Annotated in this window: 17 protein-coding genes; 3 read left to right on the forward strand and 14 right to left on the reverse strand. The window is 60.5% G+C overall.

Annotation, left to right across the window (positions count from 1 at the left end; genetic code table 11):
• Positions 1–10 precede the first annotated feature (10 nt).
• Genes U1A53_RS19505 through fdhF form a run of 3 tightly spaced genes read left to right on the forward strand, consistent with a single transcriptional unit; the run spans position 11 to position 6,689 of the window.
• On the forward strand, positions 11–2,173 hold the full coding sequence (locus U1A53_RS19505; RefSeq protein ID WP_322283528.1) for an NfeD family protein: 2,163 nt from the start codon (positions 11–13) through the stop codon (positions 2,171–2,173).
• 58 nt (positions 2,174–2,231) lie between these two features.
• Positions 2,232–3,896 carry an NADH-ubiquinone oxidoreductase-F iron-sulfur binding region domain-containing protein gene (locus tag U1A53_RS19510; protein ID WP_322283529.1) on the forward strand — a complete coding sequence of 555 codons (1,665 nt, stop codon included), beginning with the start codon at positions 2,232–2,234 and terminating at the stop codon, positions 3,894–3,896.
• A gap of 18 nt (positions 3,897–3,914) precedes the next feature.
• Positions 3,915–6,689: a formate dehydrogenase subunit alpha gene (gene fdhF / locus U1A53_RS19515; RefSeq protein WP_322283530.1), complete on the forward strand. Its 2,775-nt coding sequence runs from the start codon at positions 3,915–3,917 to the stop codon at positions 6,687–6,689.
• Between the two features lies 1 nt (position 6,690).
• Here fdhF and U1A53_RS19520 read toward each other — a convergent pair whose 3' ends face one another.
• From U1A53_RS19520 to U1A53_RS19585, 14 genes are all read right to left on the reverse strand, one after another.
• Entirely contained in the window at positions 6,691–8,106 is a 1,416-nt protein-coding gene (locus tag U1A53_RS19520; protein ID WP_322283531.1) for a PQQ-binding-like beta-propeller repeat protein, read from the reverse strand.
• 68 nt (positions 8,107–8,174) lie between these two features.
• Positions 8,175–9,281: a hypothetical protein gene (locus tag U1A53_RS19525; RefSeq protein WP_322283532.1), complete on the reverse strand. Its 1,107-nt coding sequence runs from the start codon at positions 9,279–9,281 to the stop codon at positions 8,175–8,177.
• A gap of 13 nt (positions 9,282–9,294) precedes the next feature.
• Positions 9,295–9,564 (reverse strand): MoaD/ThiS family protein, encoded by a 270-nt coding sequence (locus U1A53_RS19530; RefSeq protein WP_322283533.1) that lies wholly within the window; start codon positions 9,562–9,564, stop codon positions 9,295–9,297.
• 10 nt (positions 9,565–9,574) lie between these two features.
• Positions 9,575–10,843, reverse strand: a complete 1,269-nt coding sequence (locus tag U1A53_RS19535) for an MFS transporter (protein WP_322283534.1) — start codon at positions 10,841–10,843, stop codon at positions 9,575–9,577.
• A gap of 93 nt (positions 10,844–10,936) precedes the next feature.
• Positions 10,937–12,208: a Gfo/Idh/MocA family oxidoreductase gene (locus U1A53_RS19540; RefSeq protein WP_322283535.1), complete on the reverse strand. Its 1,272-nt coding sequence runs from the start codon at positions 12,206–12,208 to the stop codon at positions 10,937–10,939.
• 139 nt (positions 12,209–12,347) lie between these two features.
• Positions 12,348–13,157 carry a hypothetical protein gene (locus U1A53_RS19545; RefSeq protein ID WP_322283536.1) on the reverse strand — a complete coding sequence of 270 codons (810 nt, stop codon included), beginning with the start codon at positions 13,155–13,157 and terminating at the stop codon, positions 12,348–12,350.
• Between the two features lie 13 nt (positions 13,158–13,170).
• Positions 13,171–13,533, reverse strand: a complete 363-nt coding sequence (locus U1A53_RS19550; RefSeq protein WP_322283537.1) for a DUF1428 domain-containing protein — start codon at positions 13,531–13,533, stop codon at positions 13,171–13,173.
• A gap of 44 nt (positions 13,534–13,577) precedes the next feature.
• A complete protein-coding gene (locus U1A53_RS19555) occupies positions 13,578–13,958 on the reverse strand; it encodes a hypothetical protein (RefSeq protein ID WP_322283538.1) in 381 nt (126 codons plus the stop codon).
• 10 nt (positions 13,959–13,968) lie between these two features.
• Positions 13,969–14,124 carry a hypothetical protein gene (locus U1A53_RS19560; protein ID WP_322283539.1) on the reverse strand — a complete coding sequence of 52 codons (156 nt, stop codon included), beginning with the start codon at positions 14,122–14,124 and terminating at the stop codon, positions 13,969–13,971.
• A 39-nt stretch (positions 14,125–14,163) separates the two neighbouring features.
• Positions 14,164–14,703 carry an SRPBCC family protein gene (locus U1A53_RS19565; protein WP_322283540.1) on the reverse strand — a complete coding sequence of 180 codons (540 nt, stop codon included), beginning with the start codon at positions 14,701–14,703 and terminating at the stop codon, positions 14,164–14,166.
• Between the two features lie 38 nt (positions 14,704–14,741).
• A complete protein-coding gene (locus U1A53_RS19570; RefSeq protein ID WP_322283541.1) occupies positions 14,742–15,197 on the reverse strand; it encodes a VOC family protein in 456 nt (151 codons plus the stop codon).
• Between the two features lie 12 nt (positions 15,198–15,209).
• Positions 15,210–15,848, reverse strand: coding sequence for a TetR/AcrR family transcriptional regulator (locus U1A53_RS19575; RefSeq protein WP_322283542.1), 639 nt, complete (start codon positions 15,846–15,848; stop codon positions 15,210–15,212).
• Between the two features lie 123 nt (positions 15,849–15,971).
• Complete coding sequence (locus U1A53_RS19580) at positions 15,972–16,850, reverse strand: hypothetical protein (RefSeq protein ID WP_322283543.1); 879 nt, start codon at positions 16,848–16,850, stop codon at positions 15,972–15,974.
• Positions 16,851–16,877: 27 nt separating this feature from the next.
• Positions 16,878–18,101, reverse strand: a complete 1,224-nt coding sequence (locus U1A53_RS19585) for a PQQ-binding-like beta-propeller repeat protein (protein ID WP_322283544.1) — start codon at positions 18,099–18,101, stop codon at positions 16,878–16,880.
• Between the last annotated feature and the right edge of the window lie 19 nt (positions 18,102–18,120).

The raw sequence follows: 18,120 nt of genomic DNA on the forward strand, positions 1-18,120 counted from the left end.
AGTCTAAGTCATGCAACTGCTCCGTCACCTCCTGCTTGCCACGCTGACCCTGCTCTCCGTCAACGCCGCCGAGCCTGCGCTGGCGGGCAAGCTGGCCCGCGTGTCTGTCACCGATTCAGATATCGAGGACATGCGCCGCTGGCGCGAACTGCGGCTGTGGATGGATGAAGCCGCCACGCAGGGAGCCGCGGGTCTGATTCTCGACATACACGTCACCCAGAGCCATGCGCAGGCCGCTTTGCCGCTGGCAGAGGAAATTGCCCGCCTGAAGATCAAGACCAAGGCGTTTGTGAACACATCTGCCATCGGCGGCGGCGCGCTGCTGGCACTGGCTTGCGATGAGATATGGATGGCCCCCGGCTCACGTATCGGTGCGGCCCCGCCGAAGGTGCAGGTGGATGAATCGCTTTCACCGAAGGCGCAGGACACTCTGTTGGCCGAGGCGCTGGCCGTTTTGAAGGCCGGAGCGCGTAGCCTGTGCAAACTCAAAGGCCACCGGCCTGAAATTGCCGACGCGTTTGTGGATCGTGACAAGGGTTTGGTGATCGGGACGGCCACGCTGGCGGAAAAAGGCGAGTTGTTGCTACTGGATGCCGACACGGCGGTGCAACCGGTCGATGGCAAGCCGCTGCTGGCCCGTGCGATCATCGCCGATGTCGAAGCGCTGGCAAAATCCGCCACACCGGCGGGAACATTGGTCACCTTGAATGCCGCCTGGTTCGAGAAGCGTGGTGAAAAAGTGGCTGAATCGAAGCCGGCAACCAAAGCGGAGGCAAAACAGGAGAATAAAACGCCCGTGATCGCCCGTGATCAAAGCTACAAGGACAAGGTGATCGTCATTCCCGTCGGACAGGACGATCTCATCATTCCGGCACGGTTTGAATTCATGAAGCGCACGCTCAATCTCTGCAACAGTCAGGGCGCGGAGGCGGTCATCTTTGATCTCGACACACCCGGTGGTCTGGCCTGGGACACGATCAGCCTGATGATGAAAGATTTGCAAAACCTCAAGACGCGCAGCTTTGCCTTCGTCAACACGCGGGCTATTTCCGCCGGTGCCATGATCGCCATGGCGACAGACGTGATCTATATGGCTCCCGCCAGTGCCATCGGTGCCTCCACCCCGGTTTCAGGCGATGGCACCCCGCTGGCCGAGGCCGAACGTGCCAAAAATAACTCCGCCTTCATGGGCATGGCCCGTACCGTGGTGCGCGAGAAGGGTCATGACGTGCGCATCATCGAAGGCATGATCGACATGGACCGCGGTCTGATCATCAACGGCCAGATCATCATCCCCAAAGGCGAGATCGTCACCCTCGACGCCGAGCAGGCCACGATGCTTATCAACGGCAAGGCCCTGCTGGCCAAAGGAATCGCCAAAAGCATCGACGAAATCAAACAACTCGAGTCCTTGAAAGGTGAAGTCATCACCGCCGAACCGACCGGTTTTGAAATGATTGCCATCTGGGTCACACGCTATGCGGCGGTTTTGATCCTCATCGGGCTTGCCGGTGGGTACCTCGAAATGCAGACGCCGGGATTTGGCATCCCGGGCTTCATCTCGATTGGGGCCTTCACGCTGTTTTTCTTTGGTCACTACGTCGCCGGGAGTTTGGCGGGGCAGGAGACCATGGTCGTCTCGGCCATTTTCATCCTGGGCATCGTCTTGATCGGTGTGGAACTGCTCGCCGCACCAGGGACGGTGCTGCCAGGTTTGGCGGGCTTTCTTTGTGTGATGGTAGCCTTGGTGTATGCCATGTCCGGCTGGGAAATGGCTCCTCCAAGTGGTGAAGCGCCGCCTTCTGGCGACGGCTTCAGCTTTAACTATGCCGCCTACGCCGTCGGCTTCCGCAACTTTGCCCTCGGTGTCACCGGGGCAGCGGTGATCATCACCCTGCTGGCGCTCTGGCTACCGGAACTGCGCCCCTTCCGTGCCTTGGTGCTGCAGACCTCCGCTGGTGGCACCTTGGAGGACACCCCATCAATGCAGGCGGCCGCCAGGGCCAAGGCTGGTGACAGTGGCACGGCCCGCAGCGCCCTGCGCCCCTACGGCACCATTGAAATCGACGGACGGCTCGTGGAGGCGATGGCGGAGGGCGAATACGTCCAAAGCGGCACCGCCGTCCGTGTGCGCGAAGTCCGGGGCGAAAAGATCATTGTCGAAGCGGTATAATCGCCATTTTTGCGAGTGCATCAGTGGCTTTCGATCGTTAATCTCTCTGTAAATAATCATGTCCAAGAACCTCAGTGCCCTCTCCTTCCGCAAAGGCGTCGAAAAGAATGTCTTCGAACGCATGGTTGATGCCGCCGACAAGGCCGGCACCGCCGCGAAAAATGAAACCGTGCATCCGCTCGGCGCGGACACCCTGTTTGGCGATGCCGTGACGCTCGGAGCCGTGTCGTTCTACGATTTCCTCAAAAAGGAAAACGAAGGGAAGAAGGTCTTCATCTGCAATGGCTCGGCCTGCCTCTGCGCTGGCACGCAGGACAAACTGCATCACACGCTGGAAACGCACTTCAAGCAGGATGAAATCGGCCACATCTGCTGCCTGGGCCGCTGCCATCAGGGCGGTGCATTGCAATACCAAGGCAAAAACTACTCCGGCCAGAGCGACACTGCGCTGGGTGATCTTTTCAAGACTGGCAAAGGCGATCACGAGGATCGTTACGCCGTCGTCTCCCATCTCCAACCCGCACAGCTCACCGCCGAGTTCCCCGGCATCGACGAATACTACGCGCCGTTCAAGAAACTCATCACCACGAGTGATCGTGATGCTCTTGGCACCGAATTGAAGGACAGCGGCCTGCGGGGGCGTGGCGGCGCGGGTTTCCCGCTGCATTTCAAATGGTCCTCCTGCCGTGCTGCCGAAGGCGTGGTCAAATACATCGTCTGCAATGCCGATGAAGGCGATCCCGGTGCCTACATCGACAAATACCTCATGGAACAGCAGCCGCACAGCGTCCTGCTTGGCATGATGGTCGCCGGTTGGTTTGCCGGTGCTGAGAACGGCATCCTCTACATCCGTGCCGAGTATCCTGATTCCGTCACCATCATCAATGAAGCCATCGAAGACCTCCGCGCTGCTGGATTGCTCGGCCAGAACATCCTCGACACCGGTTTCAACTTCATGCTGAAGTCGATCAAAGGTGCCGGAGCCTACATCTGCGGCGAGGAAACCGCCCTGCTCGCCAGCCTCGAGGGCCAGCGCCCCGAAGTCCGTACCCGCCCACCTTTTCCGACTATCGAAGGCCTCTTCCGCAAGCCTACCATCGTCAACAACGTCGAAACTTTCTCGAACATCCACGCCATCCTTTCGATGGGAGGCAAAGCGTATGCGCAGATCGGCACGCCGCAGTCCACCGGTCCGAAACTGCTCTCGCTCGACTCACATTTTGCCAACCCCGGCATCTACGAAGTCGCCATGGGCACGCCATTGCAGACCGTTATTGATCTCGCTGGTGGATTCAAAACCGACATCAAAGCCATCCAGATCGGCGGCCCGCTTGGCGGCATCGTTCCGATCTCGCACATCGACCAGCTCACCGTCGATTTCGAGAGCTTCAAGCAAGCCGGTTTCCTCCTCGGACACGCCGGCGTCGTCAGCATCCCCGAGACGCTGCCGATGATCGAATACATCCAGCATCTGTTCCAGTTCACCGCCGACGAAAGCTGCGGCAAATGCTTCCCCTGCCGCCTCGGCAGCACGCGAGGCAAAGAACTCATCGCCAAAGCCCGCGGTGACGCTAGCTACAAGATCGACCGCGAACTCATCACCGACCTGCTCGACACCATGGAGCAGACGAGCCTCTGCGCCCTCGGCGGCGGCGTCCCGCTGCCGATCAAGAACGCGCTGGAGCATTTCCAAAGCGAACTCGCCCCTTTCTTTAAAGCCTAACTTCAAACGCGCACTGTTATGGTCCAGGATCTCTCCACTCTCATCGCCTTCATCGACGGCGAACCCTATCGCTTCGACTCCGGCGACACGCTGCTCAATTTCATCGACCGCCATCGCGGACGCGGGCATGTGCCGACGCTGTGCGATGCCCCGCAGCTCGAACCCTATGGTGCTTGCCGTGTCTGTTCCGTCGAAGTCGCCTTGCAGGCCGATGGACCGCGTCGCGTTGTGGCCTCCTGCCACACGCCGCTTTCGGCAGGGATGCATGTTTTCACAGAGTCGCCCAAAGTCCGCCGCCTGCGGAAGAACATCGTCGAACTCGTGCTCACGGACCATCCGCTGGACTGCCTGACCTGCGAAGTGAGCGGCAACTGCGAATTGCAGACTGTGGCAGCCAAGGTTGGTATCCGTGGCGTGCGCTATCCGGCCGGCGCGAACCACCTGGATCGCCCAAAGGACCACTCGCATGCCTACATGACTTCGGAACTCGCGAAGTGCATCAACTGCTCGCGCTGCGTGCGGGCGTGCGACGAGGTGCAGGGGCAGTTTGTGCTCTCGATGCATGGCCGCGGCTTCAATGCGCGCATCATCAAGGGCCTCGACTCCTCCTTTGAAGACTCCGAGTGCGTGTCATGCGGTGCCTGTGCACAGGCCTGCCCGACCTCGGCCATCAGCGACAAGTTCTTCTCCAAGTCCATCGAAGCGACGAAGAAGACGCGCACCATCTGCACCTACTGTGGTGTCGGGTGCAATCTCGACGTGGCGACCAAAGGGGATGCAGTGCTTTCGATCCAGGCCCCGTTCGATGCCGAGGTCAATCATGCGCACACCTGTTTGAAGGGACGTTACGCCTTCAAGTTCTACAATCACAAGGACCGCCTGCGGAAGCCGCTCATCAAGCAGGCCGACGGCTCCTTCAAGGAAGCCACCTGGGACGAGGCGTATGATCACATCGTCGCCAGCCTCACGCGCATCCGTGACCAGCACGGTGGCAACGCGGTGGCGGGTATCTCTTCCGCACGCTGCACGAACGAGGAAAACTACCTCATGCAGAAGTTCATCCGCCATGTGATGGGCACGAACAACATCGACTGCTGCGCGCGCGTCTGCCATTCACCGACCGCCTGGGGCATGCAGAAGTCCTTTGGCACCGGCGCGGCCACGAACTCCTACGAGGACATCGAACACACGCGCTGCATCATGGTCATCGGTGCGAACCCGACCGAAGGTCATCCCGTCACCGGCGCACGTTTGAAGCAGCACATCATGAAAGGCACGCCGCTGATCGTGATCGACCCGCGCAAAATCGAGCTAGTGCCTTATGCGAAGCATCACCTCCAGCTCCGTCCCGGCACGAACGTGGCGCTGCTGAACATGTTCGCCCGCTGCATCCTTGATGCAGGCTTGGTGAAGACCGAGTTCGTCCGCAAGCGCTGCGAGAATTGGGAAGAGTTCGAAACCGGCCTGCGTGCGCTCGATTTGGACGCGCTGGCAAAGATCACCGGCGTGAGCGTGGACCTCGTCCGCGCCGCCGCCATCGAATACGCCAGCGCGGAGGCCGCGATGAGCTTCCACGGCCTTGGCGTCACCGAGCATGAGCAGGGAGCAAAGACCGTCATGCTCATCTCCAATTTGGCGATGATGACAGGTAACATCGGTCGTCCCGGCGTCGGCGTGAATCCGCTGCGTGGTCAAAACAACGTGCAGGGCGCTGCCGACATGGGCTGCCAGCCGCATCAAGGCGCTGGCTACTTCGAGATGAACGATCTCGAGGTGCAGAAGCGCTACACTGACTTCTATGGCACGCCCACTCCCACCGAACCCGGCTGGAAGATCCCGCAGATGTTTGATGCCGCCATCGAAGGCAAACTGAAAGCCCTCTGGCTCATGGGCGAGGACGTCGTGCAGACCGATCCCGACGTGCATCACGTCCGTCATGCGATGGAAAGCCTCGAATTCCTTGTCGTGCAGGAGATTTTCATGACTGAGACGGCCAAATACGCGAACGTCATTCTTCCCGCGTCCAGCTTCCTCGAAAAGAGCGGCACCTTCACCAACGCCGAGCGCCGCGTGCAGCGCGTGAATGCTGCGGTGAAGCCGCTCGAAGGCACCCGGCCCGACGGCCAGATCATGTGCGAGGTGTTGCAGCGCTTCGGCTTCCCGCAGGCTGATTACACGCCCGATGGCGTGCTCGCCGAGATCGCGCAGATCGTTCCCTTCTTCAAAGGCGCGACCTGGGAGAACCTCAGCATCAACGGCAAGCAATGGCCCGTCAAAGAAGGCGGTGTGGACACGCAGATCATGCACCAGGAGCAGTTCACGCGTGGCAAAGGCCACTTTCACTTCTTCTCCTGGATCGAGTCCACCGAGTTGAAGACCAACGGTGCGGAGTTTCCCTTCATCCTGACCACCGGTCGTATCCTCGAGCACTACAACTGCGGCACCATGACCCGCCGCACCGGCAACAGCGAGATCGTCACGCAGGATCTCCTCTCCATCAATCCTGCCGATGCCCAGCACAAATCCATCCGCACCGGCGACAAAGTCCGCCTCTCCAGCGCCCGTGGCGAGGTCGAACTCGAAGCTCGCGTCACCGACGAAGTGAAGCCCGGCATCCTCTACACCACCTTCCACTTCCCCGATGCCATGGTGAACAACGTCACCGGCCAGGGCTGTGACGGCGACACGATGTGCCCCGAATACAAAGTCATCGCTGCCGATGTGGAACTCGTCAAAGCAGGCAAGCCGAAGAAGAAGCGCAAAGACAGCTTCGAGCCTGCATTGGTGCATTGAGCTACTGTCCGGTCTTGAACGCGAACAACTTCGTCGCCGTGCGCACCAGCAGTGTGTCGCCAGCGATTGCGGGCGTGGCGGCGATGCTTTCTTTGAAGTCGCTTTTCCACACCACGTTGAGCTTGTCGCCAGCGAGGAGCGTCATGGCCTTGCCCGCGAGATTCACGAGGTAGATGTGGCCGTTCGCGGCCACGGGCGAGGCATAAAACGAGCCGCTGAAGCCGACGCGCTCTTGTTGATATTTGGGCGTGCCAGTTTTGGCGTCAAAGCACGAAGCAAGGCCGCCGTCTTTCACGATGAAGAGGTTGCCGCGATACAGCAGCGCGCTGGGTACATAAGGCAGGCCCTTCTTCTTTTCCCAGGCGATGTGCGAGGCTGTGATGTCGCCGCTGCCACCGGGCTTCACGGCGATCATGCGGTTCGTGCCGCTTTTGAGATACGCCACCAGCGCGTCCCATTCCGCCTGCGTGATGAAGCCGTCCTTGTCGGTGTCATTGGGGCGGAAGAAACCTTTGAGGAAGGTTTTCTCGGACTCTTTCTCCGAGATTTTGCCGTCACGATCCGCATCCGCCGCCAGCAGTTGCTTATACTCCGGCATCGGCGCGTCTTCGCCAGCGGGCGACCAGCCAGCGAAGAACAGCAGGCCTTCACCCGCCACTGCTGAGCCGCAGTTCACGGCAGGCAGATCGCACACCAGCCAGCGTTCCGAGCCGCTGGCAAGATCATAGGCCTTCAGCGCCAGCCCACCGGGCGCGATGAGTTCCTTCACGCCCTCATGCTCCCACACCATCGGTGACGAGTAACCCGTCGCCATGCCCGGACGTGCCGTTCTCCATGCGGGAGCACCCGTTTTGGCATCCAGCGCCAGCACAGCGGAGTCCTGCCGCAAATCACGCACGAGAATGACTTTGCCGTCTTCAATGATGGGTGAGGTGCCGCTGCCGAAGTCGTTGTTCGTCTCCGCAACTGGCAGCGAGTGCCGCCACAGCTCATTGCCCTCGAAATCATACGCAATCAGACCGCAGGAGCCGAAATAGACCACCACACGCTCACCATCCGTAGCCGCTGTCGAGGCCGCCGGACTGCCCTGACCGACGAGGAACGCCTCGATCTTCTCCGCACCCGCATCACGCCGCCACAGTTCGCGTCCCGTCGCTAGATCATGGCAAAGCGTCCACAGCTTGCCGCCATCGAACGCGGTGAGAAACACCCGCTCGCCCCACACGCAGGGCGATGAAGGGCCCGCAGGCACCTTGACCTGCCAGCGCACATTCTTCTGTGGTCCGAACTCCACCGGCGGCTTCCCCGTTTCCGACACACCAGAGCCGTTCGGCCCACGAAAGCGCGGCCAGTGGGAGTCAGCGGCATGCAATGAAGTGGCAGCGAAAAGAGCGACAGCGAGGAGCATTTTCATCATGCGCTGGTTATAACGCGAAGTTCTGCGTTTGCGAATGAAGAAAGCTGGTGAAGCCGCACCGTTGGCTGTCACCCAAACCGCACACAATAAACGGGTGGCAGGTCCGCGCTCAGTCGTTGCCAGTGGTCACCGCCATCCTCGCTGATCCACACCGAGCCGGTCGTGCTGCCAAAAGCCAGCGTGCGGCCATCCCCGGTCACATCCAGGCAGTGGCGATACACGAGATGATACGCATGCTGCTGCGGCAGGCCGTTGCGCAACGGTTCAAACGTCTTGCCGCCATCGCGTGTGCGCATCACGCACAAGGCACCATCGCAGGCCACGCGCAGTTCGTCTTTGATGCCTGGCACGAACCACGCGGTCTGCGGATCTCGCGGATGCATCACCACGGCGAAACCAAAGGAAGATGGATTCGCATTGTCGATCTCACGCCATTTCAAGCCGCTGTCCGTGCTGTGAAAGATGCCGTTGTGATGTTGCATCCAGATCGTGTCCGGGTCCGCCGCGCTCCAGGCGATGCGGTGCGCGTCCTGTCCGCCCGGATCGTAAGCCTGCTCCGGCGGGCAGTAGTCCGCGCGAATGCCCTCGCCGATGTTTTTCCAAGTGTCGCCGTTGTCACGGCTCTCCCACACCCCGCCGCAGGACACCGCGAGGAGCAGGCGGCGTTTGTCACGCGGATCGACGAGGATGGTGTGAATGCCCGGCCAGTCCGCGCCGCCGCCCATCCATTTGGCCCGGCCCGGATCATTCCAGAGGCTCTCGACGAGCTGCCACGAGGCTCCGCGATTCGTGGAGTGAAACAATCCGCCCGGCAGTGTGCCGCACCATAGCTCGCCATCGGCACCACCGGTCTCCAGCGCCCAGATTTTTTTCAAGTCCCACGGAATCGGCTGCTGATTCACGAAATTGAGCACCTCCGGCGCATCATCGGGCTTCGGTGGATACGCGGGACATGTGCGTTCTTCCCAAGTGAGGCCGTCATCGGCAGAGGCATGAAATTTGGTGCCGAAGTGTCCGTGCTCCACCGCCGCGTAGAGCATGCCGTCGCGCTTGTCCGGCAGGAGCATGGGCACGGACACGCCGAGGAATGAGAGTCGCGTGATTTCCCAGCCATTGTCGCCGCGCACGGCTTGCAGGAGTCCCTTGCGAGTTCCGAGGTAAAGTTTCGTGCTCATGGTTGGCGCGATTTTACCCGCCCGAGAGCGCTTGCATCACAAAAATCTCCGAATCCGGCCTCACGGTGTCGGATTGCGTCCGCCGGTCGGTGATGGCTGTGCCATCGACAAACACGACGACATGCTGCCGCACCGCGTTCTGATCATCGAGCACATAACGCCGTAATGCGGGGTGCAGGGAGAAGACTGCGTCCAAACACTCGCGCACGGTGCCGCCCATGACATCGCAAGGCGGCGCATTCGTCTGGCGGGAGAGGTTGTCGGTGAATTGAACGACAGGCATGACGTGAAGGCTACGCATCTGGCAAATCCTGTCCCTTCGTTTCTGGAAGAAACGCGAGCACCAGGATGCCGATGATGAACAATCCTGAGAGCATGGTGATCGCCACTGGGAGGTCGAAAACGGCTTTGAGCTTGCCGGAGGTGAAAAGAATCGGCGCGGCAAGGAGGCGGCCGGTGTTGAAGCAAAAACTTGCACCAGTGGCCCGCAGGTGATCGGGAAACAGTTCTGGGAAGTACACCGCGAAGCCAGCGTGGATGCTCAGCGTGACAAATCCCATCACCGGCAGCGCGATGAGCATCTGCCAGTGCGTTTGCGGCAGGAAGCAGACCATGGGGATCACGATGAGCGACAGAATCTGCATCAGATAAAAGGTGCGCTTGCGGCCGATGCGCTCGCAGATCGGGCCAAAGGCCAGCATGCCCAAACCGCCGCCGGTGGCTTGCACGATGCCGTAGGCGAATTTGGCTTCGGTCTCGATGGCGTCCTTCGCCCAGCCGAGTTTGGCGAGCAGATGGCTCATCAAATCCTGTCCGGCCACCGTGACGCCCCAAAACGTGCCGAGACCGACTGCCGCGAGCGTCATGCCGCACAGCGCACGCAATCGCCACATCGGATGACTGAACAGCTCGCGAAAACTGCCCACGCGATCTCCCATGGTCTTCTGCGCCGCTTGCAGCCGCTCGGGCTCTTTGATCGAAGCCCGCACCCACAGCGTGAGCAAAGCCGGGATCACGCCAATGAGATACCCGTAGCGCCAGTTCGCGCCCACCCACATGCCGGTGATGCCGGCCATCCAGGTCGCCAGCACACTGGTCGAATGGAAGATGCCGGAGGCACGCGCCCGCGCCTCTTTGGGAAACACTTCGGCCACCAGCGCGGCCGCCACCGCCCATTCGCCGCCCACACCCATCGCCACGAGAAAACGCAGCGTGCAGACGTGCCACAGATCCGTCGCGAAGTAGGTCAGGCCGGAAAAGATCGAGTAAAACAGGATCGTGACGATCATCGTCGGACTGCGGCCCCAGCGATCCGCCAGCATGCCGAAAATCCATCCCCCGAGCGTTCCGCCGACGAGGAAGAAGCCGAGAACGATGTCCCCCCATTCCTTCACTCCGGCTGAATCCGGCGATTGCTGCAAAATCTCCGCCAGCATCGCCTTCCGCGTGATGTTGAAAATCTGCCCCTCAAACGCATCGAAGACCCACCCCAGAGACGCGACGACAAGCACGAGCCACTGATAGCGCGTGACGGAGGAGTACCATTTGGGTGAAGTTGTCATGAGAAGATGGAGTTCGCAGTGCTCTGTTCGCCGTTCGCAGTTTCAAACAGTGTCGCAGCGCTCTTAACAGGGAACTGCGAACTGCGAACGGATTCAGCCCGGCATCGTCGTGCCCGGTATCGCAACTGGATACCAACCTTCATCATCCGGTTTCACGGGCGGCTCGGTGCTCCAGGTGATGTTGTCAGGAACGAGCACCTCCTGCGAGTTCAGCGCCTGCTCCCAGGGGATCATCTGGCCCGTATAAGTCGCCATGCGGCCCATCACGCCCATCATCGTGCTGTGCGCGGCGTAATCGGCGTCGTTGCGCACTTTTTCCGTGCGGATGTTCTCGAAGAAGGCGTCGTGCTCAAGTTGGTGGGCGTCCTCTTTGATGCGCGTGCGCTTGCCACCGGGCGGCTGGCCGTTGAGGAGGAATTTGCCGCCGTTCGCCAGGTCCGCCGTGCCCTTCGTGCCGTGGAAATGCTCGCTCACATCGCGCGCGCACTTGCCGCCGATCTGGCAGCACTGGCTGAGCAGGCGGAAGCCGTTCTCGTATTCAAACTCGACGGTGTGATGGTCAAAGATCGTGCCATTCTCCTTCGCCCTGCGCACCTGGCGTCCTCCTTGTCCGACGGCTTTGATCGGCATCACGCCCTTCATCACCCAGTTCGCCACGTCGAGGTTGTGGCAATGCTGCTCCAGGATGTGATCGCCGCTCATCCAGGTGAAGAAGTACCAGTTGCGGATCTGGTAGTGCAGCTCGCTCTCCTTCGGCTCACGTGGAAATCCGGGGCGCGAGGTGCCATTCCAATACACACGGCCATGCACGAGATCGCCAATCTCTCCCGCGTGGATGCGCTCGATCATGTCGATGTAGCTCGGCTGGTAACGGCGCTGGAAACCCACGCACACATTCAGCTTCTTCTTTTTCGCTTCCTCGGAGGCCGCCAGCACGCGGCGCACGCCTGCCGCATCCACCGCCACAGGCTTCTCCATGAACACATGCTTCCCCGCCTTGATCGCCTGCTCAAACAGGAACGGGCGCGGTCCCGGTGGCGTCGTGATCAGCACCACATCCGCCAACGCGAAGGCCTTCACATAGTCCTCGAAGTTCGTGAATACCTGATCCGGCGGCACATCGACCTGCCCCTCATGTTTCGTCTTTAAAATATCCAGCGCCGCCTGCGCCTTGCCCTCCAGCGGATCGACGACGGCGACGAGCTTGATCGTCGAACCCGCCGTGAGCGCTTGATTGCAGGCCCCCGTGCCGCGTCCGCCGCAGCCGATGAGGGCGATCTTGATGTCATTGTCCTTCGGCGCCGCAAACGCATGCGTGGCGGCGGTCAGGGCGGTGGTGGTCAGGAAAGTGCGGCGGGTGGGCATGGTGGTGAGATGGCTGATTCATGAACCGATGCGGCACTGGCATTATTTCATTTTTGGCCACGACAGCCGCCGATGTCGCAGGCCATGGCTACGGTCCACGCGGGCATCAGATGCGCGGCGTTCTGGTTGCCAGTTGAGGCTACTGGGTGAGTGCGGCATCGCCAACAGCACCGGCGAGCACTTTCGCGGCATCCTCATCATTCATGAGAGTCGCCTTGAGGAATGCGATGGCGTAGTGTTTGAAGAGCGCGTGCCGTTTTGCATCCACGAAACCGCAAGCGAGCTGGCCGAGGAGATCGGTGGGGGATTCGGCGTCGAGATGCGTGGCATTGCGCACACGGATCACGAATGTCTCACCGGGCAGCGCGGCGATGATGCCGCTGGCATTGCCCTGCCTGTTCCAGGCTTCGGGTTCGGCTTGCAGGACGGCGCAGGGCATCTTCAGGCTGGCCGCGATTTTTTGGCCGCTGCCGTCCATATCGACGGGATCGAGGCCGACCCAGGCATCGACGGGCGTTTGAGCGGCGGCGAGCAGGGTGGTGAGTCCCCCCATGGAGAAACCCATCAGAGCCGTGCGATGCGTGGTTTTGAATGTGACGACCAGTTCGGCCAGGACACGGCCATTCAGCGCATGATCGAGCAAGGCGGGTTGGGTGGGCACGGCGACGATGAAACCCTGCGCCGCGAGATCCGCGCCCCAGCCTGCCATGTGGCGCTTGGCACGCGTAAAGCCATGCGCCACGACCACCAGCGGCGCTTGATCACGCTGTGCCGGATAGTAGAGCGTCACCGAAACCTTCTGGCCTGCGAGTGTGAGGTGCCGCACTTCTTTGGTGACGCCTGCCGCCAATGCCGGTGCCTCCGTGCGACTGGCCCAGTAGAGGAAGCCAAGCAGCAACGGGGTTGTGATCAGTAGCCGGCGCAGCCAGCGAAGCAAGAATGGACGCATGTCGCGGGCTTCCTCAGGCCTCCACGATCACCTTGAAGCCGCCGTAGGCCATGCGTTTGCAGTCGAAGAGATCTTTGCTCTCATTACACATCTTCGCCATGCGCGGATCGGCCATGATGGCCTTGTTCGCACGGTCGCGGTCTTTGCGGGATTTGAAGACGGCCCAGGAGAAGACGACGACTTCGCCGGGCTTGGTTTTGGCGAGCTTGGGGAAGGGCGTGAGGTTCTTCACTTCCATGTCGTCGCCGACGCACTCGAAGTAGGCCAGCGCACCGTGATCGCGCCAGACCTTGGAGGCTTTTTTGGCGACACGCTGGTAGTTAGTGATGTTCTTTTGGGGAACGGGAATGACGAATCCGTCAACGTAGTGTGGCATGGTGGGGTGAGGTTAAGAGTTAGGGGTTGGAAGTGAAAAGCGGATCAAGCGATGAGGGCTTTCCAGGCTTTGCGCTCGGCCCACAGCAGGTAAAGCGCGAGCACGCTGATGCCGATGAGCATGGGCTGGAGGATGCCGTCACCCGCGACGAACTGATGGAAGGCGAGGATGTTCACGATGATGGGGCCGAGGCAGAGCAGGCCGAGGTTGCGTGTCTTCGGGATGATGAGCATGATGCCGCCGAGCAACTCGATGATTTTCACGAACTTCATGAAGCCCGTCGGGCCGACCGCAGCCATGAAGTGAGCAATGGGTGTGTCCTTCGGCAACTCGGGCATGGGCGCGAGATTGAAGAGCACGGTGACGGCGGACATGATGAAAAGTCCGCCAAGGAGGATGGCGGCAATGAGGGGTGCGTATTTCATGGGTGTTGAGTTAGTTTGAGGCGAGATGGGCGGCGAGGCGGTCGAAGTTTTCTTGGTTGGCGGGGACGCAGATGGTTTTCAGGGTCTCGCAGAGCTGTTCGGTTTCGAATGCCATGCGCCAGGTGAGGCGTGTGCCGCCGTCTTCATCAGCCAACGTCTTGGTCATGCCGAGCATGAAAGTCTCTCGTTGAAGTTTCAATTTGCCTCACGGCTTCGGCGTCGCAGTGGCGACTTTACCAAGATTGGCGAGACCTTCGCTGAACTGGTCACCGCACATTTTTTCGCAGTCCATGAACATGCCAAAGACTTTGCCGATGAAAGGCTTCTTGCTCTGCATGGCCCAGGTGACTTTCGTGCCGGCACCTTCGGGGGCGAAAGTGAACCGCACGTCGCTGCTGCCTTCAAACGGACGCACGAACTCCAGTTTCATGCCGATGGTTTCATTGGGCTTGCTGTCAACGAGCTTGGTGCTGCCCTCGCCGACTTCGTTGTTGCCGGACCACTTGTAGATCGCACCGACACCTTCCGGCGGGCCTTCGAGGGTCTTTTTCATCGCCGGATCCAGCTTCGACCAAGGTGACCACGCATCCCATTGGCGGAAGTCGTTCACGACTTTGAAGACGGCGTCCGGCGGAGCGGCAATGGTGGCGGAGCGGGTGACGTTCAAGTCGTCGCTCTGGAAGGAGGCGACGATGAGGATGATGGCGATGACGGCAACGAGGCCGAGGAGTACTTTCTTGATCATGGTGCGCGTTGGTTTGGATGTTGAGGTTGGGGGATGGGTTAGCAGCCTTCGGGCATGGCGCTCATGCGCTCCTGCATCTGCTGCGGAGTGAGTTTTTCGGTTTGATGCTGGATCATCCACTGGTGGCCGAAGGGATCCGTGACGCAGCCGCTGCGGAAGCCGTAGAATTGATCGGCGACCGCACGCAGCACCGTGGCACCGGCCGCGACGGCCTTGGCAAAGGCGGCATCGGCATTGTCCACGATCAAGCAAAACGTGACCGGCGAGCCACCGAGAGCGTGCGGCGACTTGCTCATGCCGGGAAACTCCTCGCTGAGCATGACGAGGGTTTCGTTGATCAGGAGCTCGGCATGGCCGACGAAATCAGGGCCGCCCATGGTGAGGCGGAAGAGTTCCGTGGCCCCAAATGCGGCTTTGTAGAAGTCGATGGCCTTGGCTGCCTCTTTGACGGTGATGTAGGCGCTGAGGGCGGGGTAGTCGGTGGGTGTGTTCATGGTGATGGTGAATCAGTTGCTGGTGTGAATGCCAAACAGCCCGTCCACATAGCCGCGGGCGAGTTTGAGATTGGCGCGAATCATCGCCTGCGATTCGCAGGCCTTGCCGACGAGCATGGATCCTTGCCAAAGACTGTTGAGGAACCATGCCACGGCTTTGGGATCGAAATTGGAATCCGGTTTGCGCTTCTTTTTCGCTGCGGCGAGCATTTTGGCGACGTTGTCCGTCCACGAGTGCAATTCCTTCGCACACGCGGCCTGAATGATAGGATTTGTGGCGGCGAGTTCCTGCGACATCATTCCCACCATGCAGACGCATGCCTCATCCTTACGCATGGTGAAGCCGGTCATGATGTCGAGCATCTGATGCACCTGCTCCAGCGGGTCAGCCTCTGCGTTGTTCCAGGCCACGGCATACAACGCCGTGCCCATCTGGCCCCACCATTCGACCGCAGCCTTGCCGATGGCTTCTTTGCTCTCAAAGTGATGGAAGAAGCTCCCCTTCGTCATCCCGGCCTCCTTGCAGATGAGATCCACCGAGGTGCCGGCGAAGCCCTGCTTCAGCATCAGCCGAACCGTGGCGTCGATGAGACCCTGCCGAGTCCCGGCGGGATCGCGTTCACGCTTCTTGCTGGCGGCTTTCTTGGGCATACAAACCGGTTGGTATGTAACGAATTGAAACAAACCGTCAACCGGCTTTTTAAAGCTCCTGCTCCGCAACGTCAGTGAAGCTGATGGATGAGGAAGAGACAGGTCATGGTCTGGGAGGTGAAATCACTTCGCAGGCTTCATCACGCCACTCATCGGATGCTGGCTCACTGTGTCCCAGGCGATTTCCTGGAGGAGTTGGTTGAGCTTTGCCTGATCGTCTGGGCTCACATTTTTGAGCAGCTTGAAGGCAGCAGGCACCGGCAGGCCGACGGGGCTGCGGCGATAGATCACGGCGAAGTGGCAGTAGCTCGACAGGATTTGCAGCGGGGGATTGGCATGGCCCCAGGTGTCGCGGAAGAGATCAGCCTGGGCCTTGAGGCCGGGGGCTTCGCCTTTGACGATCTTTTCGCGCAGCATCACGGCGGCCATGCCGACGGGGACGATGAGCACGGCGTCTTTGCCGAGGCGTTGGTTGATGCCTTTGACGTATTCTTCGATGTCCTTGGCATACCTCAGTGTGGCATCGCGGAGCTTGGCGATATCGGTGGCGTTGTGATCGACCTTCTTCCGTGTTTGGAGGGGATAAACGGGTTCATACTCGTCATTCGGCATCCAGTATTCCTGCACGGTGATGCGCAGCGCGGGATTGTGCTCGATACCGAGCTTCACGAACTGCTCGATGGCCTCGTCCGGCAGCCAGATGGGTGAAAGCGTGAGCACATCGGCCTTCCCAGCCTTGAGCACTTGTTTCACCGCGCTCTTTTCCTCCGGCACATCCCAATGCTTCTGCACCGTGGAGCCGCCGATGCTGGAAAGTCCCGCCAGTTCGTGCTTCAAGCCCGCTGCCAGCGCCATCTCTGTGACCTGACGATAGGTGAAGACATGGAAGCTGTGCCCGCAGGTGGCGACGCGTTGCCCGACGGTGATCGGCGGCTGCAAATCATCTGCGCGGGAGAGGAGCGTGGTGAGACAAAGGGTGGTGAGGAGAAAAGCGGCTCTCATACGCTGATAACGCAACGAGCGGCCCAATCACTCACCGACACACCACAGATACTCCTGCCGTGCCGGGCTGGTCTTCGCGGAGCGGAGGTAGATGCGGTTGCCGCAGATGGCGGGAGTGCTGAAGGACTCGTCACCGAGTTGGTTTTGGCCGAGGAGCGTGAATTTCTCCGGCGTGGCCTCGAAGACGGAGGTGACGCCGCCTTTGCTCGTCGCGTAGATGCGCGAGTCGGCCATGACGGGCGAGCCGAAGAACTCGCGGTCCACTTTCTCATTCCATAGCTCTTCGCCAGTCGCAGACTTCCAGCAGACGGCTCGGCCTGCATCGCCGACGGCGAAGACGTGGCCGTTTTTGACGAGCATGGAGGGCACATAGGTTTTCGTGACATTCTCCCACGCGATCTTGCCGCTGCCGTCGGCTTCGAGGGCCATGGTGTGATTCTTCGGATAACCACCGCCGAGGAAGACGCGGTTACCATCGGTCACGGCGGTGACGACGGTCTCCTCGGTGCTGCCGTCGATGCTCCAGAGCTTCGTGCCGGTGAGCGGATCGAAGCTCTCCACCTTGTTGCAGCCGGCGAGCACGGCCTGGAGTTTGCCTGCGGCGGTGAGAACAGCAGGCGTGGAGTAGTTCGCCACGGGTGGGCGATCCTGCTGCCAAACGACTTCGCCGGTGAGTTTGTTGAGGCCGGTCATTTTGCCACCGCCGCGATGATCGGCGGACACTAGCACGATGTTTTGATAAACAACCGGTGAGGAGCCAAAACCCTGATGCACCTGGAAATCGCACACGCGGCGCTGCCAGAGCTGCTTTCCACTGAGATCGAGCGCGGTGGTGAAGATGGCAGCGTTGTTGAGGAAGTTGACGTAAAACCGCTCGCCATCGCTCACCACATCTGACGATGCCTGCGAGGAGATTTTGTGTCCCTTCGTGTTGAGGTTGCCGCGATGAACCACGCTCTCCCAGAGCTTCTTGCCTGTGGCGCGATCAAAGCAGAGCACGAGTTGCTCCTCCGTCTCCACATCCGCTGTCGCGAGCACCACCTGATGGCCCACCACGATCGGCGAACCATGTCCGCGACCACGCACTTCAGCCTTCCAGAGCACGTTTTCGCTTTCGCTCCACTTCACCGGCAATGTTTGACCTGCTGCCGCATGACCATCCATCGTCGGCCCGCGCCAGGCGGGCCAGTCGGCGGCGAGGATGGGTGTGGCGACGAGCGCGGTGGCGAAAAGAAGAGTGCGGGTGGTCATGAAGGCCGATGATTACGCA

The organism is Prosthecobacter sp. (assembly GCF_034366625.1).
GTDB lineage: Bacteria > Verrucomicrobiota > Verrucomicrobiia > Verrucomicrobiales > Verrucomicrobiaceae > Prosthecobacter.

Excerpts from the sequence above, each read along its gene's own strand:
- U1A53_RS19505 (WP_322283528.1), top strand. The coding sequence starts at position 11 with ATGCAACTGCTCCGTCACCTCCTGCTTGCCACGCTGACCCTGCTCTCC.
- U1A53_RS19510 (WP_322283529.1), top strand. The coding sequence starts at position 2,232 with ATGTCCAAGAACCTCAGTGCCCTCTCCTTCCGCAAAGGCGTCGAAAAG.
- fdhF (WP_322283530.1), top strand. The coding sequence starts at position 3,915 with ATGGTCCAGGATCTCTCCACTCTCATCGCCTTCATCGACGGCGAACCC.
- U1A53_RS19520 (WP_322283531.1), bottom strand. The coding sequence starts at position 8,106 with ATGATGAAAATGCTCCTCGCTGTCGCTCTTTTCGCTGCCACTTCATTG.
- U1A53_RS19525 (WP_322283532.1), bottom strand. The coding sequence starts at position 9,281 with ATGAGCACGAAACTTTACCTCGGAACTCGCAAGGGACTCCTGCAAGCC.
- U1A53_RS19530 (WP_322283533.1), bottom strand. The coding sequence starts at position 9,564 with ATGCCTGTCGTTCAATTCACCGACAACCTCTCCCGCCAGACGAATGCG.
- U1A53_RS19535 (WP_322283534.1), bottom strand. The coding sequence starts at position 10,843 with ATGACAACTTCACCCAAATGGTACTCCTCCGTCACGCGCTATCAGTGG.
- U1A53_RS19540 (WP_322283535.1), bottom strand. The coding sequence starts at position 12,208 with ATGCCCACCCGCCGCACTTTCCTGACCACCACCGCCCTGACCGCCGCC.
- U1A53_RS19545 (WP_322283536.1), bottom strand. The coding sequence starts at position 13,157 with ATGCGTCCATTCTTGCTTCGCTGGCTGCGCCGGCTACTGATCACAACC.
- U1A53_RS19550 (WP_322283537.1), bottom strand. The coding sequence starts at position 13,533 with ATGCCACACTACGTTGACGGATTCGTCATTCCCGTTCCCCAAAAGAAC.
- U1A53_RS19555 (WP_322283538.1), bottom strand. The coding sequence starts at position 13,958 with ATGAAATACGCACCCCTCATTGCCGCCATCCTCCTTGGCGGACTTTTC.
- U1A53_RS19560 (WP_322283539.1), bottom strand. The coding sequence starts at position 14,124 with ATGACCAAGACGTTGGCTGATGAAGACGGCGGCACACGCCTCACCTGG.
- U1A53_RS19565 (WP_322283540.1), bottom strand. The coding sequence starts at position 14,703 with ATGATCAAGAAAGTACTCCTCGGCCTCGTTGCCGTCATCGCCATCATC.
- U1A53_RS19570 (WP_322283541.1), bottom strand. The coding sequence starts at position 15,197 with ATGAACACACCCACCGACTACCCCGCCCTCAGCGCCTACATCACCGTC.
- U1A53_RS19575 (WP_322283542.1), bottom strand. The coding sequence starts at position 15,848 with ATGCCCAAGAAAGCCGCCAGCAAGAAGCGTGAACGCGATCCCGCCGGG.
- U1A53_RS19580 (WP_322283543.1), bottom strand. The coding sequence starts at position 16,850 with ATGAGAGCCGCTTTTCTCCTCACCACCCTTTGTCTCACCACGCTCCTC.
- U1A53_RS19585 (WP_322283544.1), bottom strand. The coding sequence starts at position 18,101 with ATGACCACCCGCACTCTTCTTTTCGCCACCGCGCTCGTCGCCACACCC.